Source organism: Halomicrococcus gelatinilyticus (assembly GCA_024227995.1).
GTDB lineage: Archaea > Halobacteriota > Halobacteria > Halobacteriales > Haladaptataceae > Halomicrococcus > Halomicrococcus gelatinilyticus.
Window position 1 is genome coordinate 1,118,846 of sequence record CP100465.1, and the last position, 26,722, is coordinate 1,145,567.

Genomic DNA, 26,722 nt, shown 5'->3' on the forward strand with positions numbered 1-26,722 from the left:
GGGTCGAGTACAGGAACCGGGCGACAGCGCCGGCTGGCGCGCGCCGTGCCAGCCGACACGTGCTGTGCCGGCCGGCGGCTGCCGTACTGCCAAGCGGCCGGCTACCGACCTTCGAACGCGGGGTCGGCGTCGTCGAAGAAGGCGGCGAGACCGCGCCGGTAGTCGCCGGTGGTCGTCATCCGCGCGACGGCGTCCGTCTCGGCCGCCATCTGGGTGGAGAGGCCGCGGCCAGCGCTCTCCGTCAGCAGACGCTTGGTCCTGGCGTGGGCCCGGGTCGGGCCGTCGGAGAGGTGGGCCGCCAGTTCCGCGACGCGCTCGTCGAACGTCCCAGCGGGGACGGCCTCGGTCGCCAGGCCCATCTCGACTGCCCGTTCGGGGCCGATCGGTTCGTCGAGCAGCGCGATCTCCTTCGCGCGCCGGAGGCCGACCAGTCGCGGGAGGAAGAAGGTCGACCCGCCGTCGCCGGTCAACCCGACGCGGGGGTAGGCGAACTCGAACCGGGCGTCGTCGGCGACGACCACCAGGTCGCCCGCGAGCGCCAGGCCGAAGCCGCCGCCCGCCGCGACGCCGTTCACGGCGGTCACGACCGGCTTGCGCGCTCGCACGAGGTTCTCGACCGCGCGGTGCAGGCTGGACGCGATCTTCCGGAGCGTGCGGGCGTCGCTCCCGTCGCCGTCGAGGACGGAGAGGTCCGCGCCGGTGTTGAACACGCCCTCGCTGCCCGTGAGGACGACGCAGCGCGAGTCCCCGTTGACGACGTTCGCCGTCGCGGTCCGGAGGTCGGCCGCCATCGACCGGTCCATGGCGTTGTTCGTGGCCGGCCGGTCCATGACGATTCGGACCACGCCCTCGGTGCGTTCGACGTCGAGGTGTTCGTACTCGGTCACGGCCGAACGTGCGGACAGGGAGGTGAAAATCGTACCGCGTCGCGGTCGCTGGTGGGCTGCGAATGCGGCGAGAATCGCACCGGCGCGCTACTCCTCGTAGGCGAGGTTCATCATCCACTGCGAGAAGGCGTCGCTCTCGGGGTCGATCTCCTCCTCGCCGATGAAGGGCGAGAGCATGTCGCCGGCCATCAGCAGCGAGAAGTCGAGGTCGCGCGCGGCGGGCGTGACGAAGTAGGTGTTGTGCCCCTCGTAGACGGTCTCCTCGCGCTGGACGAGTCCCTTCTCGACCAGCGACTCGATGATGCGGCTCCCCTTCCGCGACGACACGTCGATCTCCTTCCAGAAGTCGCTCTGGTGGATGCCGCCGGACTCGCGGACGAGTTCGAGACCCTTGCGCTCGTCCTCGGTGAGGTCCTCCTCGGACGCTGCCGTGCTCATGTTCTATACAGGCACCGGGGAGCGTTTAAAGCTGACCTTCCGCGACGTCGCGGTACTCGGTCTCGCAGGGCGGGCCGTCGGCGAACCGGTAGCTCGCCGTTCCGTCGGCGCGGAGGACGACCACGGACGACGACCGCGTCCCGTAGCCGTCGCCGTGGACGCAGGCGTCGAGGTCGTGGTCCGCCAGCACGTCCTCGACGTGGTCGAGCCACTCCGCCGGCTCGTCGGCGCTCGACGGCGGCTCCGGGCGGACGGCCTCGCGCAGTCGCTCGGCCTTCGGCGCGACGTCGTTCAGCCCCTCGTTGACGAGGACGTGCACGCCGGGGTCGAGGTGGGTCGCCCGGAGCACGCCGTCCCACTCCAGCACCGTCGCGGTGTCGGCGTCGGCGACGAACAGGTTGAATCCGGCGTAGTCGCGGTTCGCGAGCTCGTGCTCGACGTACTGGACCGCCCCGTCGGCCGACTCGCGGGCCAGCGCGTCCCGGACCAGCAGGCCGCGCGAGCGCTCGCCCTCGACGTCGGCCCGCCGGTTCGTCACGCCGACGAACAGCCCATGCTCGTTGTAACCGATCCACGTGCCGCCGGCCTCCTCGTCCTGCGGCGCGACGACGGCCGGGTCGGCGTCGATGACGTCCGGCGGCAGCGACGGCCGGCCGAGCGCCTCGTCACGGTTCGCGGCCGCGACGACCGGGGCGTCGTCGAACACCTGCCACGCGACTATCAGGGTACACACGCTTTCGAGGTAGGACCGCCTGCGATTAAAATTGTTCGTCGCTAGCACGGGCCATCGAGTCCGGAGGAAGTCGTCCCGCTAAAACGGGTGGGCGGCCGCGAAACCCCCTGACGTCGGCGGTCGGGGCCGCTCCAGCAAACCAACTGCGCACCCCGGTTACCACCGACGTGGCAATTCTCCGCCCGCTCACCGGGAGCTTTTTTCCACGGGGATGGGTTGACCCGGGTATGACGCTCGACCCGGTGCACTTCGACGGCATCGCCGAACTGGCCGACAGGGTCGACTACGAGGGCGAGGAGCGCGACCACCGGGACCTCGCGGAGACCGTCTGGACGGAGTTCATGGACCCGCTCGTCCACGACGGCACGGCGACGCTGGAACCGCTCGACGAACTCCAGCGGCGACGTGTCGACGTCGAGGACGTCGCGCTGGAGCCCGACCGGTTCCCGACGATGCACGGCCTCGACGCCGGCAGCATCACGCCGGCGGTGTTCAAGAACGGCCTCGTGGTCGACGTGGCCCACGCCGCCATGAGCGCGACGCCCTCCGACCTCGACCTCCACGACTCCCGGACCGTCGTGAAGGCGCTGCACACCAACGACGTCGCGCGGGACTTCGCCAGCGAGTGGGAGTGCTACGGCGAGGCGAGCAAGCGTCGCATCGTCCACGCGCCCCGCTGCGACGAGTACGAGGAGGACGTCGTCCACGCGCTCTCGCTCTACCTCGCGGAGAGCCAGCACGCGCTCGACCACGCCGACGACGTGGACGACTTCCTGCTGCTGGACGGCCCCATCTACCCGAAGGGCATCCTGCGCTGGCGCGACCGCAGCCCGGAGCTCACCGCGCTGTTCGAGGACGCCGACGAGATCCGGACCATCCTCGACAACTACGTGCGCCTGGTCGAGCGGTTCGTCGAGCGCGACGTGCCGCTCGCGGGGTTCGTCAAGAACACCTCGGCGAAGGCCGTCGTCCGCGCGCTGCGGGACAAGGACCTGAACGCGCCGTGGGCGCACGACGCCGCCCTGTTCGCGCAGTTGCTCGAACGCCGGGAGTACGACGGCGACGGCGGGTACGAACGGCTCACCGACGACCTGACGCTGACGAACTGGTTCCGCTCGCGCGCCGGGTCCGACGCCTTCTTCGGGAGCGACGCGGCCGAGCGCTACCTGGACCGCGACCTCGACCCCGAGCAGTACGCGGTGACGTTCTGCATGGTGTACGACCCGCGGCGTGACCTCATCTACAAGGTGGAGGCGCCGTACGCGTTCACCAGCGACCCGGACTGCCGCGAGAAGATCGAGCGGCAGGTGCTGAAGGAGGTGGCCGTCGAGCGCGGCCCGCCGACCGCCATCGCCAAGGCGGACGCGCTGGCGCGCATCAGCCGCGAGGGAACGCGGTCGCTGCTGGAGCGGTTCGAGCGGTCGTTCGACAGCGAACTCGACGACAACTACGACGCGGTCAGGTGGGGCCGCGACTACTGAAGTTCAGCCTTCTCGACGGTTATGTCGACGTCCTCGGCGTCGACGCCGATGCGGACGAACTGCGTCCGGACGTGGTCGCGGGCCGCCGTGAGCGCCTGCTCGCGGGTGTCGAACCCGCGCGGCATCGGCGACTCGAAGGCGACGTTCACCTCCTCCCCCTCGACGACCTGTTCGGTCCCCCCGCTCTCGACCTCGTAGAACTCGTCGCAGACCCACACGTACGGGGCGTCCTCGTCGGGCGCGCCCTTGAACGAGGGAGCGCGCTCGCCGCGCTCGTAGAGCGTCCCCGTCAGGGTGGTCCCCCCGGCTTCGCCGCGGATGAGCAACATGGACGTTCGTACGCGACCACGGAACAAAAGCGACGCGGGGGCGTCAGACGGACGGCTGCCGGCGATCCGGTCCGGCGCGACCGTCGGGGCGGCGCCCGACGGGTGATCCGACGGACCGGGCGCAGAATATAACCGACAGAGCGGCGTGAACGAATCCATGGTTCCCGCACGCAGTGTCGGTCTGGCGGTCGCCGTCGCGCTCGCGGTCGCCGTCGCGGGCGTCGCGCCCGCCCACTCGACCGACGCACCCGACGCCGCCGCACCCGACGCCGCCGCAACCAACGCCCCCGCAACCAACGCCGCCGCCACCGCCACCGACGCCACCGGCGACGCGACGCCGGCGGGCGCGACCGCCCTCGACTCCTGCACCACCGTCGACGAGTCCGGCCGGTACGTCCTCGCGGGCGGGACGCTCGACGGGAATCCGCCCATCTCCTCCCCCTGCCTCCACGTCACCGCGGACGACGTCGTGCTCGACGGCCGCGGCGGCAAGGTCGACGGCAACGGCGTCAGCGACACGACCGGCGTCCTCGTCGACGGCGCGGCGAACGTGACCGTCCGGAACCTGCGGGTCGAGAACTGGAACCGCGGCGTCGCCGTCCGCAACGCCTCCCGCGTAACGGTGCGCGGCGTGACAGCGAGGGGGAACGCCATCGGCGTCGGCGTCCGCAACGCCAGCGCGCGCGTGGTCGACGCGACGGTCGCGTCGAACCTGCGCGGCGTCGTCCTCGCCGACCCCGGCGACGACGTCCTCCGCGGCACCCGGACGCGGGGGAGCCACGTGGTCGGCGTCCACGCGCCGGTCCCGCTCGTCGACGCGTTCGGCGTCCGCCTCGCTCTCGGACCGCCGCTCGACCCCGACGGCGACGGACGCTACGAGGACGTGACCGGCGACGGCGACGTCGGCGTCCTCGACGTCGCGGCGCTGCCGGTCGTCGTCGCGGCCCACCACCTCGGCGTGATGGCGGCGACGACCGACCAGCAGCGCGGGTTCGACTTCGACGGCGACGGCGACCTGGGCTTCGACGACGTGTTCACGTACGTCGGCCTCCCGCTCTGACGGACGGCGGCCGCTCGCCCGGGCCGTCGGAGAGCGACCCGACGGGACGACCCGGGCGCTCTCGCGCCGTCAGCGCGCGACCCGACGCCACGGCGGCCGTCACAGGCGGTCCGTGATACCGCTGGCCCACGCCGGCCACTCCCGGCGCTCCTCGCCGTGGAAGGTGTCGTCGCCCGACATCGACGCGATGGCGCGGGCGTCCTCTACGTCCCAGACCGCGCCGTCCTCGTGGAAGACGCCGTTGAGGACGCCCCGACGCCGCTGGCCGACCATGTAGGCCGGTTTCAGCATGAGCGACCAGAAGAAATTCCCGACGCCCGCGTCGCGGACGAGCGGCGCGAGCGAGGCGTAGTCCGGCCCGCGCTGGAGCGGCGACGTCAGCTCGCCCCCGAAGTTGGCGACGCGCTGCCACTCCGAGAGCCAGACCGGCACGTCGGTGCTCGCGCGGAGGTCGCGCGCCTGCCGGAGCAGGTCCCGGAACTTCGCCGTCGAGTTCGGGAAGTTGTAGTGGAACTGGACGACGTCGATGCCCCAGTCGTAGTAGTCGGCGGCGTTGGCGAGGCTGGTCGCCCCCACCGACAGCGGGACCCGGCCGCGCTCGTCGACCAGGACGTCGAACATCGCGCGGGCGAACCGCTTCTTCCACTGGCGCCACCCCGGTTCGTTCATCAACTCGACGGCGAGCAGGCGGTCGTCGTCGCGGTGGCGGTCCATCACCCAGCGCACGAACCGGCGCGGCCCGTCCCAGCGGTCGGGGTTCTTCATCACGACCATGCCCGGCGAGAACGTCGACGTGCCGGTCCAGGGGTCGACGTCGTGGAGGTTCTGCGGCGTCGGCGGGCGGCCGACCCCCTCGAAGATGCCGAGCAGCACCCGGAGTCCGCGGTCGTCGGCCGTCTGCAGGAAGTGGTCGAGCGCCCGTCCGAACGCTGCCCTGTCCTCCTCCCAGGCCTCGTAGCTCAGCCACGTCCGGACGGCGTTGAGGTCCAGGCGCTCGGCGAACCCCAGGTCGCGCTCGGTGACGCCGGGTTCGTAGGTCGCCCACATCTGGTAGGTGTTGAACGCCCGCGGCGGGAGGTACATCGCGCCGCGGACGTTCACCGGCGGGTCGCCCGCGGCGTCGGTGACGTCGCCGGTGAGCAGCGTCGTCCCCGCGGCGGCGCAGGTGCCGAGGAACCGTCGTCGGGAGTAGCGGGAAACCATTCGTCGTGACGACCACCTGAATCGACGTGTAAGTGACGGTCGTCCCAACCGTCAGGTTCCGCTGAACTTGTCCTCGGAGAGAATAAATCGGCGGCTGAAAGGTGTGAGCCCATCGATAGCGGTTCGAAACGGTATGAACGATTTAGGGTGCGTCTAGAACCACGCAACGATTCTTCCCCTTTACGTCACCCCCGTCACTTCGGGCGAATATGACGCGACGCGACACGACGCGACGACAGTTCCTGCAACTTGCCGGCGGGGCGGCACTGGTCGGCGCCGCCACGGGCACGGCGAGCGCGAGCGAGTCGGTGTCGACCGCACCGGTACCGGACGACCCGGGCGCGTTCACCTACGCGACGATGGGGGAAGGGTCGAACCCCACCGCGACGCTGTACGGCAACTTCAAATGTCCGTACACCCGCGAGTTCGTCCTCGGTAACCTCGACGACGTCATCGACGAGTTCGTCGCCCCGGGGAAACTCGACCTCCGCTACCGGGCGCTGGCGTACGAGCCCGACCCGGACGACCCCTCCCACGGGTCGTCGTACTACTACATCTCCGACAGCGACCCGCGCATCTCCGAGTGCGCGATGGGGGCCTGGGACGCGGACCCCCACGGCTACTGGCGGTTCTTCCGCGACATGTTCGAGACGCAGGTGTCCGGCACCGTCACCTACGACGAGATGCGCGACCGGATGGCCGACAGCGGCGTCGACGGCCGTGACGCCGCCATCTCGCGGGCGGAGGACGGCCGGTACCACGACCCGGTCTACTGGACCCGCGACGCCGCCTACGACGTGGAGGTTCCGTTCACGCCGACGCTCGAACTGAACGGCGACACGACGGCGCCACACCACGACACCCAGGAGGTGCTCGACTGGATCGCCGACCACCTGCCAGCCAGCAGTTCGTCGACGAGCACGTCGGGCGAGGCCGGGCGGGCAACCGTCCGCCAGGGGTCGACGGGCGACTGGTTCGGCCAGCCCCTGTCGGGGACCTACGACGCGCCGGTCGTCGTCGCCAAGTCGACGTCGTACGACGGCGCGGACCCGACCCACGTCCGCCTGCGCGCCGTCGACGACGACCGCTTCGAGTTCAGGCTGGAGGAGTGGGAGTACGAGGACGGCCCGCACACCAGCGAGACGGTGGGCTACCTCGCGTTCGACGCCGGCACCCACTCGCTCGACGGCGCGACCGTCGAGGCGGGCACCGTCTGGACCGACCACGGCTTCTCGGACGTCTCGTTCGACGCGGACTTCGGCGGGACGCCGGTCGTGTTCAGCCAGCCCCAGACCCGGCGGGGACTGGACGCCATCGTCACGCGCAACCGCGACGTGTCCGCCGACGGGATGGCCGTCCGGTGCCAGGAGCAGGACGCCTACGGCGCGCACATGGACGAACAGGTCGGCTACCTCGCGGTGGGACAGGGGTACGGCACGCTCGGCGACGCCGCCTTCGAGGCCGGGCGCACGGCCGACGCGGTGACCCACGAGTGGCACGAGGTCACGTTCGACCGCGAGTATCTCAAGCCGCAGTTCGTCGCCGACCTCCAGACGTACCACGGGTACGACGCCTCGCAGGTCCGCTACCGCAACCTCACCTCCTCCGGCGTCGAGGTGAAGGTCGAGGAGGAGCGCAGCGTCGACGACGAGACGATCCACCGGACCGAGCGCGTCGGCTACCTCGTCGTCGAGGGGACGTAGCGACGCGGACGCGACCCCGACGGACGACGAGGTAGCCGACGCGGGTCGACCCACGGCAGTTAGCAGGTGCTTAATCGCCGGACTGCAACCCCGTCCGCGAGCGCGGTGGCTCGCGTCGACGGACGCGAACGCGGCGCTCGTTCGAACCGGGATAACGCGTTTCGCCGGAACTGTCGGCGAGTTAACTGGTGAATAGTAAGGCCGGAGGAGGTCGTAGCGAGGTACAAGGATGCCGGAACAGGAGACCGAGCCCCGCGTCGTGGGCTACTACCGCGGCGGCCGGTTCGAACTGCGCACCGAAGACTCCGTCCACGCCTGGATCAGCGCGGAGAACCCGTCGGACGTGTTGCGGTAGATTCTCAGATGGTGTCGAGCACGCCGAGCGCGCGCTCTTCCTTCTCGCGGCCGGGGTCGTGGTCGCTGCCGTCGCGGTCGCTCTCGCGGTAGTCGGCGACGGTGCGCGCCATCGCCTCCTCGACCGGCGTCGACTCCCAGCCCAGGGCGGCCAGCTTGTTCGTGTCGAGGACGTGGGGGTAGTCGCGGTAGAGCACGTAGTCGTCCGTCGAGAGGTCCGCCGTCGACAGTTCCCGCTCGCTGGCGGTGACGACCTCGACGTCGGTGTCGAGGACGTCCGCGATGACCTCGACCATCTCGCCGAGCGTGACGAGGCGGCGGTCGCCGACGTTGTACGCCTCGCCGGGCGTGCCCGCCTCGGCGACGACGCGGAGCGCGCTCGCGACGTCCTCGACGTAGGCGCGATGCCAGACGTTCGTCCCGTCGCCGGGGACGACGACGCGGTCGTGGTTGGCGACGCGGTCGATCCAGAAGTTCAGGCGCTCGGTGTAGTCGTGGGGCCCGTAGACGATGCAGGGGCGGAGACTCATCGCGTTCACGCCGCGGTCGGCGGCCTCGAACACGGCGCGGTCGCCCTCGGCCTTCCGGGGGCCGTACGACGACGCGGAGTCGTCGACGGCCTGCTCGGGCGTGCACGAACAGAGCTCCGTCTCCCCCTCGCGCTTGGGGATCTCCTCGGTGCCGTAGGCGGCCCCGCTGGAGATGTAGACGTAGGCGTCCACGTCGGCGAAGATCTCCGTCGCGGCGCGGACGTCCTTCGGCTGGTAGGCCACGCAGTCGAAGACGGCGTCGGGGGCGGCCTTCTCGCGAGCCAGTTCCAGCGCGGAGTCGTTCGTCCGGTCGCCCTCGACGTGGTCGACCCGGCCGTCGTCCGCGAACGGGTTCTCGTGGTTGCCGCGGTTGAAGATGGTCACGTCGTAGCCGTTGTCGAGCAGGTCGTCGACGAGGTGGCGGCCGATGAACCGCGTGCCGCCGACGACGAGTGCGGAGTTCATGCCCGTTCGGTTTCGCGGCGCGGCGGAAAACCCTACCGAAGGCGGAACCCCGGACGGATTTCCCGGTCGCGTTCGCCGGCGACGAGGGACGCCACCGGACGGTGGCAGGCGGTGACGAAGGACGGCGGCAGTCGAGCGTCGACGACGGAGAGATTCCGACACGCAGTCGGGGGAACGTTTACGCACCACGACGGCGTAAGCAGGTAGCATGCAGGTGCGCGAAGCCCGAACGGAAGACATCGCCGACATCAGGGACGTCGCGTCCCGTTCGCTCGAGGCGTCGTACTCACACGTCCTGGACGAGGCGACCATCGAGAAGGCCATCGCGGAGTGGTACGAGCGCGGTCGGCTCGAGTCGGAGATAACGAGCCAGGGGACGCTGTTCGTCGTCGCGGAGGAGGGCGGCGACGTGGTCGGCTTCTCCCAGAGCGAGGTCCTCCCGGACGTGCCCGAGGCCAACGTCCTCTGGATCCACGTCGACCCGGACCACCGCGACGGCGGGGTGGGCACGACGCTGCTCGGTCGGACCCGCGAGCGTCTCCAGGAGCTCGACAACGACGCGATAAGCGGGTTCGTGCTCGCGGACAACGAGGAGGGCAACGAGTTCTACCGGTCGCACGGGTTCCGGAAGGTCGACGAGCGGACGGCCGACATCGGCGACGAGGAGTTCGCCGAGAACGTCTACACCGACACCGACCAGGCCATCCTCGAACCGTACGATGTCGACGGGCGGACGCTGTACGTGAACCGCGCCGAGAGCAGTCGCGGGTCGGAGGCGCCGTTCTACGTCGCGTTCGCCGACGAGGACGGCGAGGACCGCTACGGCTACTTCTGCTCGAACTGCGAGTCGTTCGACACCGCGATGGACAGCATGGAGCGCATCCGGTGCAACGACTGCGGCAACCAGCGGAAGGGCGCGCGCTGGGACGCCTCCTACCTCTGAGCGAGTACGTCAGGGCGGAGCGGGCGGACCGTAACCGTCCCGGCGTGAAACAATACGTATCCGCCCGTAGACAGGACGTGGAAGTCAGTCGTCGCTCGACGCCGCGTCGCTCACCCGCACCTCGCTGGCGGCGGGCGACGACGCCTTCGCCGGCAGCGTCGTCCGGACGTCCTCGCGGCCCTCCTCGGTGATGACCCGGCGGTAGGCGTCGGGCATGACCCGGACGAACCGGGCGAGAGTCTCGTCCCAGTTCTCCAGCAGCGCCTCGGCCCGCTCGCTGCCGGTGTACCGGGCGTGGTTCTCGACCAGGCGGCGCAGGACGCGCTCGTCGCGGTCGTCGACGTCGCGCACCGTCACCATCCCGGTGTTGACGCTGTCAGCGACGGCGTCGGCCGGGTCGCCCTCGTCGGCCAGCACGTAGGCCACGCCCCCGGACATCCCGGCCGCGAAGTTCTCGCCGGTGTCGCCCAGCACCGCGACGACGCCGCCGGTCATGTACTCGCAACCGTGGTCGCCGACGCCCTCGACGACCGCCGTGACGCCGCTGTTGCGGACGGCGAACCGCTCGCCGGCCACGCCGTTGACGTACGCTTCGCCGCTGGTCGCGCCGTAGAGGGCGACGTTGCCGACGACCGCGTTCGCGGCGGGGTCGTAGCCGGCGTCGTCGGGCGTGTCGACGACGAGGCGGCCGCCCGACAGCCCCTTGCCGACGTAGTCGTTGGCCGCGCCGGAGAGGTGCATCGAGACGCCGGGCGCGAGGAACGCGCCGAAGCTCTGGCCAGCGGTCCCCTCGAAGCGACAGGTGATAGAGGTGTCCGTCAGCCCCTCGCCGCCGTGGCGCTTCGATATCTCGCCGGAGAGCATCGCGCCGACCGAGCGGTCCTCGTTGGAGACGTCGCGGTGGAGTTCGACCGAGCGCTCCTCGGCGAGCGCGGGTTCGGCGGCGGCGAGCAGGTCGCGGTCGAGGTGGTCGTCGATGCCGTGGTCCTGCTCGCGGGTCTTCGTGCGCTCGGCCCCGCCGTCGGTGGCCGCGGTCGCCGCGCCGGGAACCGCTGCGCCGGCCGCGTCGCCGTCGCTCGCGGGGTCGGCGAGCACGGACGCGAGGTCGAGTTCGCGGGCCTTCGGGTGGTCGGTGTCGCGCTGGCGGAGGGCGTCGACGCGGCCGACCATCTCCTCGACCGTCCGGAAGCCGAGGTCGGCCATGATCTCCCGGAGTTCGGCGGCGATGAACTGCATGTAGTTGACGACGTGCTCCGGTTCGCCGGGGAAACGCGAGCGGAGGTCCTCGTCCTGCGTGGCGACGCCGACCGGGCAGGTGTTCTCGTGGCACTGGCGAGCCATCACGCAGCCGCTCGTGACGAGACTCGCGGTGCCGAAGACGTACTCCTCGGCACCGAGCAGGGCGGCGACGGCGACGTCGCGCCCGGTCTTCAGCCCGCCGTCGACGCTCACGCGGACCCGCGACCGCAGGCCGGTCTCGCGCAGCATCTGGTTCGCCTCCGCCAGCCCGAGCTCCCACGGTAGACCGGCGTGCTTGATGGAGGTGCGGGGGCTCGCGCCCGTGCCGCCGGAGTGGCCGCTGACGTGGACGACGTCGGCGTTGGCCTTCGCGACGCCGGCGGCGATGGTGCCGATGCCGGCCTCCGAGACCAGCTTCACGTTCACGTCGGCGTCCTCGTTGGCGACCTTGAGGTCGTGGACGAGTTGCTTCAGGTCCTCGATGCTGTAGATGTCGTGCTGTGGCGGCGGCGAGATGAGGCCGACGCCGGGCGTCGCACAGCGGACGTCCGCGATCATCTCGTTGACCTTGCCGCCGGGGAGGTGGCCGCCCTCGCCGGGCTTGGAGCCCTGCGCCATCTTGATCTGGAGTTCGTCCGCGGCCGCGAGGTACTGGCTGGTGACGCCGAACCGGCCGCTGGCGACCTGCTTGACCGAACACTCCGCGTCGGTGCCGAACCGCTCGGGCGGTTCGCCGCCCTCGCCGGTGTTGGCCTTCCCGCCGGTGCGGGCCATCGCCTTCGCGTTGTTCTCGTGGGCCTCCGGGGAGAGCGACCCGAGGCTCATCGCCGCCGTCGAGAACCGCTCGACGATGTCGGTGACCGGTTCGACCTCCGCTATCGGGACGGACTCGCGGTCCTCGGCGTCGAACGCGAGGAGACCGCGCAGGGTCTGCAGTTGCGACTCCTGGTCGTTGATCTGGGTCGCGAACTCCTCGTAGGAGTCGGGGTCGTCCCCGCGGACCGCGCGCTGGAGCGCGCCGACCGTCCCGGGGTTCCACTGGTGGTGGATGCCGTTCGAGCGGTGGGCGTGCTCGCCGCGGTGGTCGATGGCGGGGTCGTCGAACGCCGCGTCGTGGCGCGACCGGAGGTCGCTCTCGACCTCGTCGATGCCGATGCCCTCGGTGCGGTTCTCCGTGCCCTCGAAGTACTCGGCCACGAAGTCCGAGTCGAGGCCGACGGCCTCGAACACCTGTGCGCCCTGGTAGCTCTCGACCGTCGAGATGCCCATCTTCGCCATCGTCTTCAGGAGACCGTCCTCCAGCGCTTTGACGTAGGCCGCGAGCGCCTCCTCCTCGTCTACGCCGTCCGGGCCGGCGACGACGTCCGCGATGGACTGGTAGGCGAGGTAGGGGTCGACCGCGCCCGCGCCGTAGCCGACCAGCGTCGCGACGTGGTGGACGGTCCGCGGGTCGCCCGACTCGACGACGAGACCGGTCCGGGCGCGCAGGCCGCGCCGAACCAGGTCGTGGTGGACCGCGCCGGTCGCCAGCAGGCTCGGGACGGGAACGCGGTCCGCGTCCGTCGCGCGGTCGGAGAGGACGACCACGTCCGCGCCGTCCTCGACCGCGGCGCGGGCGTCGGCGCGCACCCGCTCGACGGCGTCTTCGAGCGACGTCGTGGGGTCGTAGGTGATGTCGACCGTCTCGCTCCGCAGGTCGTCTCCGTCGCCGTCGAGGTCGCGGACGGCGGCCGTCTCCGCGTCGGTCAACACGGGCGAGTCGGCGACCAGTTGCCGGGCGTGGGCCGGCGACTCGTCGAGCAGGTTGCGCTGGGGGCCGAGCCGGGTCTCGAGGCTCGTCACCAGTTCCTCGCGGATGTAGTCCAGCGGCGGGTTGGTCACCTGCGCGAACAGCTGCTTGAAGTAGGAAAAGAGTGGACGGTTGAACTCAGACAGCACCGACAGCGGCGTGTCGTCACCCATCGAGCCGACCGGGTCCTTGCCGTCGGTCGCCATCGGTTCGAGCATCTCGTCGAGTTCGTCGCGCGAGTAGCCGTAGACGGCCTGGTGGGCGCGCAGTTCGTCCGCGCGCTCGGCGGACGCGAGCGGTGCGTCCCCGGCGACGTCGTCGAGGTGGACCTGCTCCTGCTCGACCCACTCGGCGTACTTTGCGTCGGTGAGGTCGGCGAACACCTCCTCGTCGGGGACGATGCGGCCCTCGTCGGGGTCCGCGAGGAACAGCTGACCGGGTTCGAGGCGGCCGCGCTCGTCGATGTCGCACGGCTGCGTGTCGAGCGCGCCCGCCTCGCTGGCCATCACGAGCCGGCCGTCGGTCGTCACGTCGTACCGACAGGGGCGAAGCCCGTTGCGGTCCAGCACCGCGCCGACGCGCTCGCCGTCGGTCGCGACGACCAGCGCGGGGCCGTCCCAGGGTTCGACCAGCGACGCGTGGAAGTCGTACCACGCCTTGCGGTCCTCGTCGACGTCGCGGCCGCGCCACGCCTCGGGGACGAGCATCCGAAGGGCGTGGGGGAGTTCGCGTCCGTCGTGGAGCAGCAGGTCGAGCACGTCGTCGACGACCGCCGTGTCGCTGCCGTCGGCCTCCGTGATGGGCGTGACGTCGTCGACGTCGAACCGGTCGCTCTCGAGGTCGGACTCGCGGGCCGTCATCCAGTTGACGTTCCCCTGGATGGTGTTGATCTCGCCGTTGTGGACGACGTTGCGGTAGGGGTGAGCGAGGTGCCACGCACCGAGCGTGTTGGTCGAGAACCGGGCGTGGACCAGGGCGAACGTCGACCCGAGCCGTTCGTCGCGGAGGTCGGGGTAGTATCCCGCGAGCTGGTCGCCCTTCAGCAGGCCCTTGTAGACGAGCGTCTGGCGGTCCAGCGAGCAGACGTAGAACCGGTCGGCGTCGAGGTCGTCGTCCGCTTCGGCGCGCTCGTCGACCGCCTGCTCGACGGCACGACGGGCGACGTACAGCGAGCGGTCGAACGCCTCGGTCGACCGGTCGTCGTCGGGCGCGACGAAGCACTGGTAGACGGCCGGCTCGGACGCCAGCGCCGTCGCGCCGAGGTCCTCGTTGGTAGTCGGCACCACGCGCCAGTGGAGGCAGTCGAGGCCCTCGTCGGCCAGCACGTCGGCGACGAGCGCCTGCAGTTCGGCGCGCGCGTCGTCGTCGCGCGGCAGGAACAGCTGGCCGACGGCGTACGTCTCGGGCAGGTCGACGTCCAGTTCGTCGGCGAAGAACTCGCGCGGTTGCTGGAGCAGGACGCCTGCTCCGTCCCCGGTGTTCGGTTCCGCACCGGTGGTGCCGCGGTGTTCGAGGTTCGCGAGCAGTTCGAGCGCGTCGGCGACGACGTCGTGACCCCCAGTCCCGTCGAGGTCCATCACGACGCCGACCCCGCAGTTCGACCGCTGGTCGGTCGGGTCGGCGAGAGTGGGCTGAGTCATGTGGGGACGAATGACAAACCCGTATAAGAGCCTACTCCTGAAACACTAGATGAATGTTATTGTCAGTTTACCACCCTTATATACTGGACGAATCGGCAACGATTTCCATGTAGGGATAGAAATTGCTGCAGAAGTTTGTAGATAGAGCCACACACGTCCCTCTACCGACACTATAATTTGTGTTCTTCGAGCCGGGAACGAGCTACGCCTGGACGATGAGCTCTTCGAGGTCCTCGTCGTCGTAGTTGACAAGCAGACGCTCCTCGTCCTTGAACGTCTTCAGGGCGACCTGCGTCGAGGCGCGCTCGACGCCATCGGTCGCCATGACGCTGTCGACGTACTCCTGGAGGTGGTCGTGGTCGCGCAGGTGAGCGATGACCTTGAACGACTTCTCGCCGAGCATGAAGTACACCGTCTGGACGCCGGAGATGTCACACAGACGGTCGCCGACCTCCTCGTGGCCGGGTCCGTGGGCGCTCTCGATCTCGGTGATGGCCGTCAGGTCGAGGCCGAGTTCCTGCGCGTCGAGTTTCGATACGGTCCCCGAGAGGATGTCCTGCTTCCGGTACTTGTCGAGCCGGTAGTACACCGTCGACGTCGAGATGTCGAGTTCGTCGCTCACTTCGTCGACGTCGATGTCGCCCTCTCGGTCCAGCCAGCGAAGGATCTTGAAATCCTTCTCGTCGAGGTCAATTTCTGTCATACGTACTCAATTGTAGGCGGGTTTCTAAAACTTTGCCAAGCATTCTCCGTTTGGATAAATTCGGGCGAGTCCGATTCCAACGCCGGAAAAGGCGGCGCTGGCCTGTATTCGGGTTGTCCTGGAACGTTACTACCGGGCTGGAACAGCCCCGTCAGACTGGAGCGGCACTACCGGTCTAGAGCGTCATCGGCAGAACGTCGTTATCGGCAGAACGTCGTTATCGGCAGAACGTCGTTATCGGCAGAACGTCGTTACCGGCAGGACATCGCTACCGGTCGTCGTTCTGCCGCGCACGGTCCATCAACCGTCGGTGCGCGTTCCGCGGCGCGTCGCCGTCCGGCCGACGCTGGTGATAACTCCCGTCGGCGTGCATCTTCCAGCACTTCCGGTCGTCGGAGCGGAGCGCGTCGAGGACGGTCTGGAGTTCCGCACGCAGGGCCGGGTCCTCGACGGGGACGACCGTCTCGACGCGGTTGTCGAGGTTGCGCGTCATCCAGTCGGCGGAGCCGATGAAGTAGCGCGGGTCGCCGTCGTTCCCGAAGTGGTAGATGCGGGAGTGTTCGAGGAAGCGCCCGACGACGCTGTACACGTCGACCGTCTCGCTGATGCCAGGCAGTCCGGGACGGAGCCGGCAGATGCCGCGAACGACGAGGTCGACGTCCACGCCCGCCATCGCGGCACGGTACAGCTCCGCCACGATGTCGGGGTCCTCCAGGGCGTTCATCTTGACGACGATCTTGCCCTCCTTGCCCTCACGGGCGAGGCGCGCCTCGTTGCGGACGAGTTCCGTGAACCGCTCGCGCATGTTGCCGGGCGCGACCAGCAGCGACCGGTAGTCCTCCTGGTAGGTGTGGCCGGTGTAGAAGTTGAACAGTTCGCTCAGGTCCTGGCCGATCGCGCGGTCGGCGGTGAACAGCCCCAGGTCGGTGTAGGTCTTCGCCGTCTCCGAGTGGTAGTTGCCCGTGGCGACGTGGGAGTAGAGCCTGACGCCGTCGGCCTCCTCGCGGACGACCAGCGCCGTCTTGCTGTGGGTCTTGTACCCGAGGGTGCCGTAGGCGACGTGGATGCCCTCCTCCTCGAGTCGCTTGCCCCACTCCAGGTTGTTGGCCTCGTCGAACCGAGCCTTCAGTTCGACCATCACCGCCACCTGCTTGCCGTTCTGGGCCGCCTCGATGAGGCTCTGGACGACCCGCGAGTCGCTGGCGGTCCGGTACAGCGAGAGCTTGATGGCGAGCACGTCCGGGTCGGCGGCCGCCTGGCTGAGGAACCGGTGGACGGTCTCGTCGAACGAGTGGTAGGGATGGTGGACGAGCACGTCGTCGCGGCGGACGACGTCGAAGACGTCCACCGTCTCGTCCGGACGGTCTGCCGTCAACCGGGGGTGTGGCTGGGGCGTCCACGGCTCCAGTTTCAGATCGGGGCGGTCCAGCTCCACGAGGTCCCCGAAGTCGCGGAAGTCGAGCGGCCCGGGGAGTTCGAACACCTCCCGCTCGTCGACGTCGAGCTGGTCGACCAGCAGGTCCCGGACCCGGTCGGGCATCCCCTCGGCCACCTCCAGGCGGACGACCGTGGCGAACCGACGCTCGCGCAGCACCTCCTCGATCTTGTCGATGAGGTCCTCGGCCACTTCCTCGTCCTTCCCGACCTCGGCGTTGCGCGTGACGCGGAACAGCGAGCAGTCGACGACCTCTGCCTTCGGGAACAGCAGGTCGAGGTTCGCGGCGACGACCGCCTCCAGTCGCACGAACGTCGACTCGTCGTCGACCGGGACGAGTCGCGGCCGGTTCTTCGGTATCTTCACCCGCGAGAACCGCGGCTCCTCGTCGTCCGGCCCCTTCGTCAGCACCGCCAGCGAGAGGCTCAGGTTCGAGATGAAGGGGAACGGATGGGCGGGGTCGAAGGTGAGCGGGGTCAGCGTCGGCAGCACGGAGCTCTCGAAGTAGTCGCGCAACTCTCGCTGCTGGGCGGTCGTGAGGTCGTCGTGGTCCGCGACCTGGATGCCTGCGTCGGCGAGCGCGGGCCGGACGACGTCCCGGTAGCACGCCGCCTGCTGGGCGAACATGTCGCGCGCGGTGTCGAGGACCGCCCGCCACTGCTCGCGCGGCGTCCGGCCGTCCGGCGACGGGTCGGTGACGCCGGCGTCCATCTGCTGTTTCAGGCCGCCGACCCGTTTGCGGAAGAACTCGTCCATGTTCCGCGTGAAGATGGCGAGGAACTTCACGCGCTCCAGCAGCGGATTCCGACCGTCGATGGCCTCGTACAGCACGCGCTTCTGGAACTCCAGTTCGCTCAGTTCGCGGTTGAGGTAGTACTCCGGGTCCGAGAGGTCGACGTCCTCGGGCGCGGCGTCGGACCGGTCGGCCGCCTCGTCGCTCCGGCCGTCTGCCGCGGCCGACGCCGCGCCGGAGGGGTCAGGGTCGTCACTCGCTGCACGTGCCACGTCGGACCGGTCGCTGTCGGTCGCCGGTTCTTCAGCGGGCCGGTCGTCTCGCTCGACGACGCCGGAGCCGTCGTCCGACCTCGCGGCGTCGTCGGCCGTTCCGTCCCGATCCTCGTCGTCGAACTGGTTCTCCGACATCGTCGGACGTCAGGGCGACGACGAGCGCGGCGAGACGATGGAGTCGTCGCTGCGCTCCTCGACCGTTCGTTCGGCCGGTTCGACGACGAGTTCGTCCGCGCGGTAGTCGTAGGCGGTCAGTTCGCCACCGTACACGCACCCGGTGTCGAGGCCGACGGCCCACTCCCGCTCGACAGGCCGCTCGAGGACGGTGTGGCCGAAGAACACCTGCCAGGGACCGTCGTGTTCCTCGAACCAGAACGGCCGTTCGTAGCTGCCGCCGGCGAGCGAGCGCATGTTCTGCAGGTCGTCGACGGAGTGCTCGTCGAGCGGTCGCCGCGGGTCGACGCCGCCGTGGACGACGAGTGCGTCGTCGAACGAGATGGCGACCGGCAGCGACGCGACGTACTCGCGCTCGGCCGGGCCGAACGACTGGACGACGGCGTCGCCGCGGAGCAGTTTCTCCTCGTTGTTGCCGCGGACGCTCGTCACGTTCGGTCTCCTGCGGACGAGGTCGAGCACGCCGAGGCTGTCCGGTCCCTTCCGCACGAGATCGCCGACGAAGACGACGAGGTCGTCGTCGCCGACGTCGAGTCGTGCGAGCAGCGACTGGAGTTCGGCGAGACAGCCGTGCACGTCGCCGACGACGTAGATGTCGTCGTGCTCGTCGGCGTCGATGTGTCGATGCGCCACGCTGTCGTCGAACGTCGGTTCCGAGGTCATAGATAATGCTCCTGGGGTGTCCCGATACCGGAGACACCCGACCGAGCAGTTAAGCGATTTATAATAGGCGGACGGAGCGATATATAGCACCCAATCGACTACAGAGACGGTGGCGACGAGCGGGTATCGACGGTCAGTCGAGGTCGTCCAGCGCGTCGACGACGCGGGCGATGATCTTGCGCTGGCCGCGGCGCAGGTTCTTCGAGACCGCCGGACTGGACACGCCGAACTCCTCGCCGACGTCAGCGAGCGTCGCCTCCCGGGGCGTGTCGAAGTACCCGCCCGCCATCGCGGCCCGGAGCGTCTGGCGCTCGACCGTCGAGAGTTCGTGACAGCCCTCGACCAGCGACATCCCGACGTCGACGTTCTGGGCGAACCGCTGGAGCGTGCTCATCTCCAGTCGCTCCCGCGAGACGACGTCGAAGTCGTTGCGCTTCTCCAGGTCAGCCAGCGCGTCGTCGGTCACGCTCGGGGAGTCGAAGCCGACGTTCCACAGTTCGCTGCCGTCCTGGATGTGGAATGGCCCGGTGATGTAGCCACCGCTGTTGCGGATGACGCCCATCGCGTTCGTCTCGCCGATGACCGTCCGGATGTGGGCGGTCGACCCCCGCTTCGAGAGCAGTTCGTAGTCACAGAGGTTCGAGTGGTCGGTGAGCGCGTGGAGGCCGTTCTCGAGCGCGCCGCGGTCGTCGCCCTCGACGACGATGCGCGTCTCCAGTTCGTCGACCGCCGCGTCGAAGTCCCAGTGGAGCGTGGCGAACGACACGTCGTGGTCGTCGCTCGTCTCGATGAACGGACAGTCGTACTGCTCCATATCCATTGCGATGGTTATCATTGTTACCGCTAACGCTGAGCACACCCTATGCAACCACACCACAAAGTCTTTTCGTCCTCGGTTTCCCACGTTAAGTCATTAACCACCGAATATTAGCGGTAACGAGCACCCATTTTGTATGTGATAGTATCACACGGTGGCGGCACCCGCGGGCGCGCGTCGGCGACGACCGACCAGGACGCGACCGCCACCAGCAGGCGACACAGGTGACCTAACATGGATGCTTCAGAACCGACGGACGACGGAATCGACCGACGAGACATGCTCAAAGCCGCAGGCGGGACGGCGCTGGCAGCCGCACTCGCCGGCTGTAGCTCGCTCGTAGGTGGCGGCGGCGACGACGGCGGGGGCGGACAGGCCGACGTCCCGGACAAGCCGGTCAAGGCCGGCCTCCAGACGTTCACGGAGGGCGCGGCCTCGGTGCTCGGCCTCCAGGCGCAGTACGGCGCACAGCTTGCGGTCGACCGCATCAACGCGGCGGGCGGCGTCGCGGGCCGGGAGATGAATCTCGACGTGGTCCACGAGGCCGACAAGCACGTCGAGAACTACAAGCAGTTCGTCGACGAGGGCAAGGACGTCACCTTCGGCCCCATCTCCAGCGGCGGTCACGCGGCGATGGCCCCCGAGGTCGAGTCACAGGGGGTCGTCAACGTCAGCACCGACGGCACGGTCACGACCCTCTACGAGGAGACGGTGACGGACCCGACCTACTCGTTCCGGTTCCAGAACTACGACGTGATGGAGACGACCGCGGCGGCCCGCGAGGTCGTCCGACGCCTCGGCCCCGACAACGTCTCGACGGTCGCCGGCATCAACCCCAACTACGCGTTCGGCAAGGACGAGTTCGGCATGTTCCTGAAGGCGCTCAGGAAGATGACGAACGGGTCGCTGGAGGTCGTCCACGAGGGGTATCCCGACCTCGGGGCCAGCGACATGTCCGCGCACATCACCGCGGTGAACGACAACCAGCCCGACGTGACGTTCTCCAGCTGCTGGGGCGGCGACGTGACGACGCTGCTCTCGCAGGCCGCGGCGAACGACATGTTCGGCAACACCCAGCTCGTCGGCTCGGTGCTGTACAGCGCCGTCAACGACCTGAAACAGGACGTCGTCGAGCAGGCCGACGCCATCTCCGGGTCGCGCAACTACTACTGGGGCGAACCGGCCACCGGGCGCTGGAAGCCGGGCAAGACGCTCCTGGACGAGGTGAAAGAGCGGTGGGACATCCTGCCGAGCGCGCACTTCATGAGCGGCTACGGCGCGGTCACGGCCTGGGCAACGGCCGTCGAGAAGGTGGTGAACATCACCGGCGGCTGGCCGTCCCAGAAGCAGATCAGCCAGGCGCTGGAGGGCCACGGCTTCTACACGCCCGCGGGCTACCACGTCATGGCCACCGACCACCAGGGGATGTCCAACGCCTACTACGGGAAGATGGCCTACTCGAACGAGCAGGGCGGTCCCGTCCTCGAGGACCTGAACATGTACAACCCGCGAGAGGTCGCGCCGCCGCCGGGCACGAAGTCCACGAAATGGATCGACTCGTGGTCGTAGGACGACGACGTCGGCACGGACGACGGGTGCGTCGGCCCGCGCGCGGTGCGCCGGAAACGTTCGCTACCACAGAACACAATGGTCACGATAGAAACCTTCGTCACACACACGCTCCACGGCCTCCAGTACGGCTTCATCCTCTTCCTGATAGCGTCGGGACTGACCATCATCCTCGGAATCCTGGACGTGCTGAACCTCGCCCACGGCGAACTGTTCGCGCTCGGGGCGTACGTCGGGTTCAGCGTCCTCGGCTACCTGACGGGGCTGGTCGGTCCGCCATCGGGACCAGCGGAGCAGGCGGGCTTCCTCGCCCTCGTGCTGGTCGGGGCGCTCCTCACCGCGCTGGTGATGGTTCCCGTGGGCGTGCTGATAGAGACCGTCCTGCTTCGCCCCATCTACGAACGGGACGAGGTGTACCAGCTGGTGCTCACCTTCGCGCTGCTGTTGCTCGTCAAGGACTTCAACAAGTTCGCCTGGGGGCCCCAGCCCCTGCGGGTGCAGGGCGTCTACAGCGGCATCAACTCGATCCCCACCTCGGAACTCGTCGGGCTCTCGTACCCGACGTACAACTTCGTCGTCATCGTCGTCGGCGCGGTGGTCGTCGCCGGCCTGTTCTGGTTCTTCGAGCGGACGAAGACGGGCCGCATCATCCGCGCGACGGCCATCGACCGCGAGATGGCGACCGCCATCGGCGTCGACACGGGACGGACGTTCACGCTCGTGTTCGCGCTCGGGGCGTTCTTCGCCGGCTTCGCTGGCGCGATGGCGCTCCCGCCGATGAACGCCTCGCTCGACATGGGTGCCGAGCCGCTCGTGCTGTCGTTCGTCGTCATCGTCATCGGCGGACTCGGCAGCCTGCAGGGCGCGTTCGTCGCGGCGCTCTCGGTGGGGCTGCTCACCAACTGGGCGACCTGGCTCTACCCGGCGGGGGAGCTCGCCGCCCCGTTCGCCATCATGGCGGTCCTCCTGCTCGTCAAGCCGGAGGGGCTGTTCGGAACGTGGGGTGAGACCGAATGAGCACCGGCCGTCGACCCGGACTCGTCGACCGCGACGGCGAGACCCGGGTGCGCGTGATGCGCGGCCTGGAGCTCTCCCGTCGCCAGGCGCTGCTGGCGGTGCTGGGCGTCGTCGCCCTCTTCGCCGTCCCGGACCTGGCACGGCTCTCACCGGTGGTCCAGCTCGGCGTCATCCACCAGGGCGTCGCGTTCGGCCTCGCGGCGGTGGGCCTGAACCTGCTGTTGCGCCACACGCGACTCGTGTCGTTCGGCCACGCGGCCTTCTTCGGCACCGGCGCGTACGCGACGGCCGTCCTCGCCGCGAAGTACGACGTGGCGCTGATGACCGTGCTGCTGCTCACCGCCGTCCTCGCGGCGGCGGTGCTGGCGGCCGTCGTCGGCTACCTGTCGCTGCGCCACACGGGGCTGTACTTCTCGCTTTTGACGCTCGCGTTCGGGCAGTTGCTGTACGCGCTCGTCCAGGGGCAGTCGTACCTCGGGTCGAGCGACGGACTGCCGGTCCGTCCAGGCGAGGCGAACCAGCCGCTCATCTTCGGCCTGGCGCTCGACGCCGACGCCTACGCGGTGTTGCTGTACTACGTCAGCATCGTGCTCGTGCTCGTCTCGCTGCTGGTGATGTACCGCATCACCCGCTCGCCGTTCGGAACGGCGCTGGACGCCATCGGCCAGGACCGCACCCGCGCGCGGTTCATCGGCATCCCGGTCCGCCGGTACGTCTGGGGCGCGTTCGTCATCTCCGGCGTTTACGGCGGTCTCGCCGGCGGGCTGTACGCGATGGTGCAACAGCACGTCCGACCGGAGGCGACGTTACACTTCCTGACCTCCGGGGACATCCTGTTCATGGCCATCCTCGGCGGGTTCCAGACGCTGCTCGGCCCGCTCGTGGGCGGCGTCGTCCTCGTCGTGCTCGGCGACGTGGGCCGCGACGTGACGAACTACTTCGACGCGCTGACGGGTATCGTACTGGTGCTGATCGTGTTCGCGTTCCCGCGCGGCATCGTCGGCTCGTTCACGGGCGACGGCAGGGTCCGGACCGGCCTGCGCCGCCTCGCCGACGACCCGACTGTCGCGGGGACGTGGCTCTCCCGCGGCGGGGCCGCCATCGTCGGCGCCGTCCGGGAGTGGCTGCGGGACGTCCGGTCCGTCTTCGGGGTGCGATGACCATGCTTGAAGCGAAGAACCTCCACAAGACGTTCGGGAAGGTACTGGCGACGGACGACATCAGCGTCGAGTTCGGCCGCGAACCGGGGGAGATGGTGTTCATCGTCGGCCCCAACGGCGCGGGCAAGACGACCCTCGTGAACCTGCTCACCGGGCGACTGGAACCGGACCAGGGCCGGGTCGTCCTCGACGGCGAGGACGTGACGAGCGAGTCGCCGGACGAGCGCGTCCACGACGGCCTCGTCCGCAGCTTCCAGGTCGTGCGACTGTTCGAGGAGATGACCGTCCGCGAGAACCTCCGGACGGCCGTCCTCTCGCGCGAGCGGCTGACGTCGAGCCTCGCGAGCCTCTCGGAAGACCACGAGGAGGTCGAGGCGACCGTCGACGGCCTGCTCGCGCGGTTCAACCTCGACGACGTGGCCGACGCGGTCGCCGAGGAGCTCCCCCACGGCAACCGCAAGCTGCTCGACGTGGCGATGTCGTTCGGGCTCGACCCCGAGTACCTGCTGCTCGACGAGCCGACCGCCGGCGTCTCGACCAGCGAGAAGGAGTACGTCATCGACACCATCGCGGAGGTCGGCAAGGAACGGGGCGTGACGACGGTGACCATCGAGCACGACATGGACATCGTCAGCGAGTACGCCGACCGCGTGATCGCGCTCCACCGCGGGCAGGTCCACGGCGAGGGGCCCCCTTCGATGCTCGAGACCGACCAGGAGCTCCGCCGCCTCCTGCTGGGGGTGGAAGAATGAGCCTGCTCGAACTGCACGACGTGAGCGCCGCCGTCGAGGGGTTCGACGTCACCCACGAGGTGAACCTCACCGTCGACGCGGGCGAGGCGGTCGGTCTCGTCGGGCGCAACGGCGCGGGCAAGACGACGACGTTCCGCAGCGTCATGGGCCTGACCGAGGTGACCGGCGGCGTGGTCCGGTTCGACGGCGAGGCGCTCACCAGCCTCGACTCCGACCGCATCCCCGGACGCGGCATCGGCTACCAGCCCGAGGACCGCAAGCTGTTCACCGGGATGACCGTCGACGAGAACTTCCGGCTCCCCATCTGGTCGGTCGGCGACGAGCGCGGCATCGACGACGAGGACGCCGTCGTGGAGGACATCTACGACGTGTTCTCCGAACTCGATGACCGCCGCGACGCGAAGGTCGAGAACCTCAGCGGCGGCCAGGCGAAGATGGTCGCCATCGGCCGCGCGCTCGCGCTCCAGCCCGACCTCCTGCTGCTCGACGAGCCGCTGGAGGGGCTGGCGCCCGTCGTCGTCTCGAACCTGAAAGAGCACATCCGCGACATCAACGACCGCGGCATCGCCGTCCTCGTCGCCGAGTCGAACGTCACCCACGTCCCCGACGTCGTCGACCGCATCTACGTCGTCGAGCGCGGGGAGATCGTCGCCAGCGGCGACCCCGACGAGCTCGCCGGCGACGAGGAGATCCAGAAGCTGATGCAGGGCAGCGGCAACGAGTAGCCGGCCGACGCGGTCGCTCTTTTTCGCGTCGAGCAGTCGAGAGACGCGTCGACGACCGTCGACCTGGACTCCGGGGACGCGCGAGAGGACGGACGAACGGGAGACGGACGACGCGGAGAACAGCGAACGGGAGACGGACGACGCGGAGAACAGCGAACGGGAGACGGACGACGCGGAGAACAGCGAACGGTCGCAGGGTCGCCTGCTACGGGATCACTCTGCTTCTCGCTCGCGGAGTCGCCGGCGCTGTATCTTGCCGGTCGTCGTCTGGGGCAGCCGCTCCACGAACTCGATCTCGCGGGGGTACTCGTACTTGGCGAGCTGGTCGCGCACGAGGTCGCGGATGGCCGCACGAAGCGCGTCGTCGCCGTCGACGCCCGGCACCGTCTGGACGAACGCCTTGATTATCTCGCCGCGCCGGTCGTCGGGAACGCCGACGACGCCGACCTGTTCGACCGCCTCGTGTTCGAGGATGGCCGACTCGACCTCGCCGGGGCCGACGCGGTAGCCGCTGGTGATGATGAGGTCGTCGTCGCGCGACTTGAACCAGACGTAGCCCTCCTCGTCCTGGACGGCAAGGTCGCCAGTGAGGTGCCAGTCGCCGACCCGCACCGACTCGGTCTTCTCCGGATTCTGCCAGTACTCCGTGAAGATGGCGGGTTCGGTCGGGTTCCGGACCGCTATCTGGCCGACCTCGCCGCGCGGGAGCTCCTCGCCGGTCTCGCCGTCGACGATGGCGACGTCGTGGCCGGGGACGGGCTTGCCCATGCTCCCCGGCCGGGCCTCGAACCAGTCGTGGCAGTTCGAGACCAGCAGGTTCGCCTCCGTCTGGCCGTAGATCTCGTTGACCGTGACGCCCGACAGCGCCTCGTCGGCCCAGTCGAGTATCTCCGGCGTGAGCGGTTCGCCGCCGGAGCTGATGGCGTCGAGGTCGAGGTCGTAGCGCTCGTCGGGGGCGTCGACCTCCATCATCATCCGGATGGCCGTCGGCGGCAGGAACGTGTCCGTGACGCCGAACTCCTCGATTATCTCGAACGCCTCCTCGGGGTCGAACTTGCCCATCGGGTAGCCGACGACGGGGCGACCGTAGTGCCAGGCCGGGAACACGAGGTCGCCGAGCGCGCCGATCCAGGCCCAGTCGGCGGGCGTCCACGCCACCGTCTTGCCGACGACGTCGCGCTCGAAGTACATCTGGTAGGCGGGACAGTGGCCGAGCCACGCCTCGTGGGGGTGCAGCGCGCCCTTCGGCGGGCCGGTGCTCCCGCTCGTGTAGATGATGATGGCGGGCGTCTCCGGGCCGGTGTCGGCGAGGTCGCAACGACGCGACTCGCCGGCGTAGACGTCCTCGAACGCCCGCGCGTCGCCCTCTGCGTCGCCGTCCACCTCGACCACGTGGTCGAGGTCCGGACAGTCGTCGCGCACCGCGTCCAGCGTCTCCCGGACCGACTCGTCGACGACGGCTACCTTCGTACCGCTGTCGGAGAGCCGGTAGCCGAGCGCCTCCTCGCCGAAGAGCACGGACAGCGGCACCGACACCGCGCCGAGCTTCCAGCAGGCGAGGTGGGTGATGGGGTTCGCCGGCTTCTGCGGGAGCGCGACGGCGACGCGGTCGCCGAACCCGACGCCCATCGACGCCAGCGCGTTCGCGACCTGGTTCGAGCGGACGTCGAGGTCGTGGAAGGTGTACGTCTCGCGCCGCCCGTCGGGGTACGCCTGGAAGAGCGCCACCTGCCCCTTCGGGTCGTCGTGCTTGCGGAGGAGGTCGTGGGCGGCGTTGTAGTCGTCCGGCACCGACCACTCGAACTCCTCTCTGGCCTGCTGGTGTGACTCGTAGTCGAGCGTGAGATACGACGGCATGCTACAAGATTCCAGTCTCGGACCTATCTAATCCGAGGTTAATATATT

The 26,722-nt window shown here is 69.2% G+C and carries 22 protein-coding genes; 10 read left to right on the top strand and 12 right to left on the bottom strand.

What is annotated here, in order from left to right:
* Positions 1–101: 101 nt before the first annotated feature.
* The 3 genes from NKT36_RS06015 to NKT36_RS06025 all read right to left on the bottom strand — a co-directional run bounded on the left by NKT36_RS06015 (position 102) and on the right by NKT36_RS06025 (position 2,058).
* Positions 102–887 (bottom strand): enoyl-CoA hydratase/isomerase family protein, encoded by a 786-nt coding sequence (locus NKT36_RS06015; RefSeq protein WP_327053052.1) that lies wholly within the window; start codon positions 885–887, stop codon positions 102–104.
* Between the two features lie 87 nt (positions 888–974).
* The gene (locus tag NKT36_RS06020; RefSeq protein ID WP_327053053.1) at positions 975–1,325 is read right to left on the bottom strand and encodes a helix-turn-helix transcriptional regulator; all 351 of its coding nucleotides are present in this window, start codon (positions 1,323–1,325) and stop codon (positions 975–977) included.
* Positions 1,326–1,350: 25 nt separating this feature from the next.
* The gene (locus NKT36_RS06025) at positions 1,351–2,058 is read right to left on the bottom strand and encodes an NRDE family protein (protein ID WP_327053054.1); all 708 of its coding nucleotides are present in this window, start codon (positions 2,056–2,058) and stop codon (positions 1,351–1,353) included.
* Between the two features lie 227 nt (positions 2,059–2,285).
* Here NKT36_RS06025 and NKT36_RS06030 point away from each other — a divergent pair, with 227 nt between their 5' ends.
* The gene (locus tag NKT36_RS06030) at positions 2,286–3,539 is read left to right on the top strand and encodes a DNA double-strand break repair nuclease NurA (protein WP_327053055.1); all 1,254 of its coding nucleotides are present in this window, start codon (positions 2,286–2,288) and stop codon (positions 3,537–3,539) included.
* On the opposite strand, the gene NKT36_RS06035 is transcribed toward NKT36_RS06030, so the two are convergent.
* Positions 3,533–3,868, bottom strand: coding sequence for a DUF7113 family protein (locus tag NKT36_RS06035; RefSeq protein WP_327053056.1), 336 nt, complete (start codon positions 3,866–3,868; stop codon positions 3,533–3,535). The two genes, NKT36_RS06030 and NKT36_RS06035, sit on opposite strands and share 7 nt — an antisense overlap.
* A 157-nt stretch (positions 3,869–4,025) precedes the next feature.
* On the opposite strand from NKT36_RS06035, the gene NKT36_RS06040 reads away from it, so the two are divergent.
* Positions 4,026–4,928, top strand: coding sequence for a NosD domain-containing protein (locus tag NKT36_RS06040; RefSeq protein ID WP_327053057.1), 903 nt, complete (start codon positions 4,026–4,028; stop codon positions 4,926–4,928).
* Positions 4,929–5,027: 99 nt separating this feature from the next.
* On the opposite strand, the gene NKT36_RS06045 is transcribed toward NKT36_RS06040, so the two are convergent.
* Entirely contained in the window at positions 5,028–6,131 is a 1,104-nt protein-coding gene (locus tag NKT36_RS06045; RefSeq protein WP_327053058.1) for a glycoside hydrolase 5 family protein, read from the bottom strand.
* A 209-nt stretch (positions 6,132–6,340) separates the two neighbouring features.
* On the opposite strand from NKT36_RS06045, the gene NKT36_RS06050 reads away from it, so the two are divergent.
* On the top strand, positions 6,341–7,834 hold the full coding sequence (locus NKT36_RS06050; protein WP_327053059.1) for a DsbA family protein: 1,494 nt from the start codon (positions 6,341–6,343) through the stop codon (positions 7,832–7,834).
* Between the two features lie 229 nt (positions 7,835–8,063).
* Positions 8,064–8,189, top strand: coding sequence for a hypothetical protein (locus NKT36_RS06055; protein WP_327053060.1), 126 nt, complete (start codon positions 8,064–8,066; stop codon positions 8,187–8,189).
* A gap of 4 nt (positions 8,190–8,193) precedes the next feature.
* On the opposite strand, the gene NKT36_RS06060 is transcribed toward NKT36_RS06055, so the two are convergent.
* On the bottom strand, positions 8,194–9,183 hold the full coding sequence (locus tag NKT36_RS06060; protein WP_327053061.1) for an NAD-dependent epimerase/dehydratase family protein: 990 nt from the start codon (positions 9,181–9,183) through the stop codon (positions 8,194–8,196).
* A 208-nt stretch (positions 9,184–9,391) separates the two neighbouring features.
* On the opposite strand from NKT36_RS06060, the gene NKT36_RS06065 reads away from it, so the two are divergent.
* A complete protein-coding gene (locus NKT36_RS06065) occupies positions 9,392–10,126 on the top strand; it encodes a GNAT family N-acetyltransferase (RefSeq protein WP_327053062.1) in 735 nt (244 codons plus the stop codon).
* An 84-nt stretch (positions 10,127–10,210) separates the two neighbouring features.
* Here NKT36_RS06065 and gltB read toward each other — a convergent pair whose 3' ends face one another.
* The 5 genes from gltB to NKT36_RS06090 form a co-directional block, all read right to left on the bottom strand.
* Positions 10,211–14,794, bottom strand: coding sequence for a glutamate synthase large subunit (gltB, locus tag NKT36_RS06070; protein WP_327053063.1), 4,584 nt, complete (start codon positions 14,792–14,794; stop codon positions 10,211–10,213).
* A 202-nt stretch (positions 14,795–14,996) separates the two neighbouring features.
* Positions 14,997–15,497 (bottom strand): Lrp/AsnC family transcriptional regulator, encoded by a 501-nt coding sequence (locus tag NKT36_RS06075; RefSeq protein ID WP_327053064.1) that lies wholly within the window; start codon positions 15,495–15,497, stop codon positions 14,997–14,999.
* Positions 15,498–15,765: 268 nt separating this feature from the next.
* On the bottom strand, positions 15,766–18,075 hold the full coding sequence (gene ppk1, locus NKT36_RS06080) for a polyphosphate kinase 1 (RefSeq protein ID WP_327053065.1): 2,310 nt from the start codon (positions 18,073–18,075) through the stop codon (positions 15,766–15,768).
* A gap of 9 nt (positions 18,076–18,084) precedes the next feature.
* Complete coding sequence (locus NKT36_RS06085) at positions 18,085–18,777, bottom strand: metallophosphoesterase family protein (protein ID WP_327053066.1); 693 nt, start codon at positions 18,775–18,777, stop codon at positions 18,085–18,087.
* Between the two features lie 133 nt (positions 18,778–18,910).
* Complete coding sequence (locus NKT36_RS06090; RefSeq protein WP_327053067.1) at positions 18,911–19,612, bottom strand: helix-turn-helix domain-containing protein; 702 nt, start codon at positions 19,610–19,612, stop codon at positions 18,911–18,913.
* 261 nt (positions 19,613–19,873) lie between these two features.
* Here NKT36_RS06090 and NKT36_RS06095 point away from each other — a divergent pair, with 261 nt between their 5' ends.
* The 5 genes from NKT36_RS06095 to NKT36_RS06115 all read left to right on the top strand — a co-directional run bounded on the left by NKT36_RS06095 (position 19,874) and on the right by NKT36_RS06115 (position 24,817).
* Positions 19,874–21,163, top strand: a complete 1,290-nt coding sequence (locus NKT36_RS06095; RefSeq protein WP_327053068.1) for an ABC transporter substrate-binding protein — start codon at positions 19,874–19,876, stop codon at positions 21,161–21,163.
* 78 nt (positions 21,164–21,241) lie between these two features.
* Complete coding sequence (locus NKT36_RS06100; RefSeq protein ID WP_327053069.1) at positions 21,242–22,180, top strand: branched-chain amino acid ABC transporter permease; 939 nt, start codon at positions 21,242–21,244, stop codon at positions 22,178–22,180.
* Complete coding sequence (locus tag NKT36_RS06105) at positions 22,177–23,340, top strand: branched-chain amino acid ABC transporter permease (RefSeq protein ID WP_327053070.1); 1,164 nt, start codon at positions 22,177–22,179, stop codon at positions 23,338–23,340. The genes NKT36_RS06100 and NKT36_RS06105 overlap by 4 nt, the downstream gene beginning before the upstream one ends.
* A 2-nt stretch (positions 23,341–23,342) precedes the next feature.
* Entirely contained in the window at positions 23,343–24,092 is a 750-nt protein-coding gene (locus tag NKT36_RS06110; protein ID WP_407652235.1) for an ABC transporter ATP-binding protein, read from the top strand.
* The gene (locus tag NKT36_RS06115) at positions 24,089–24,817 is read left to right on the top strand and encodes an ABC transporter ATP-binding protein (protein WP_327053072.1); all 729 of its coding nucleotides are present in this window, start codon (positions 24,089–24,091) and stop codon (positions 24,815–24,817) included. Before NKT36_RS06110 ends, NKT36_RS06115 begins: the two co-directional genes overlap by 4 nt.
* A gap of 213 nt (positions 24,818–25,030) precedes the next feature.
* On the opposite strand, the gene NKT36_RS06120 is transcribed toward NKT36_RS06115, so the two are convergent.
* Positions 25,031–26,674: an AMP-binding protein gene (locus NKT36_RS06120; protein ID WP_327053073.1), complete on the bottom strand. Its 1,644-nt coding sequence runs from the start codon at positions 26,672–26,674 to the stop codon at positions 25,031–25,033.
* Positions 26,675–26,722: the final 48 nt, after the last annotated feature.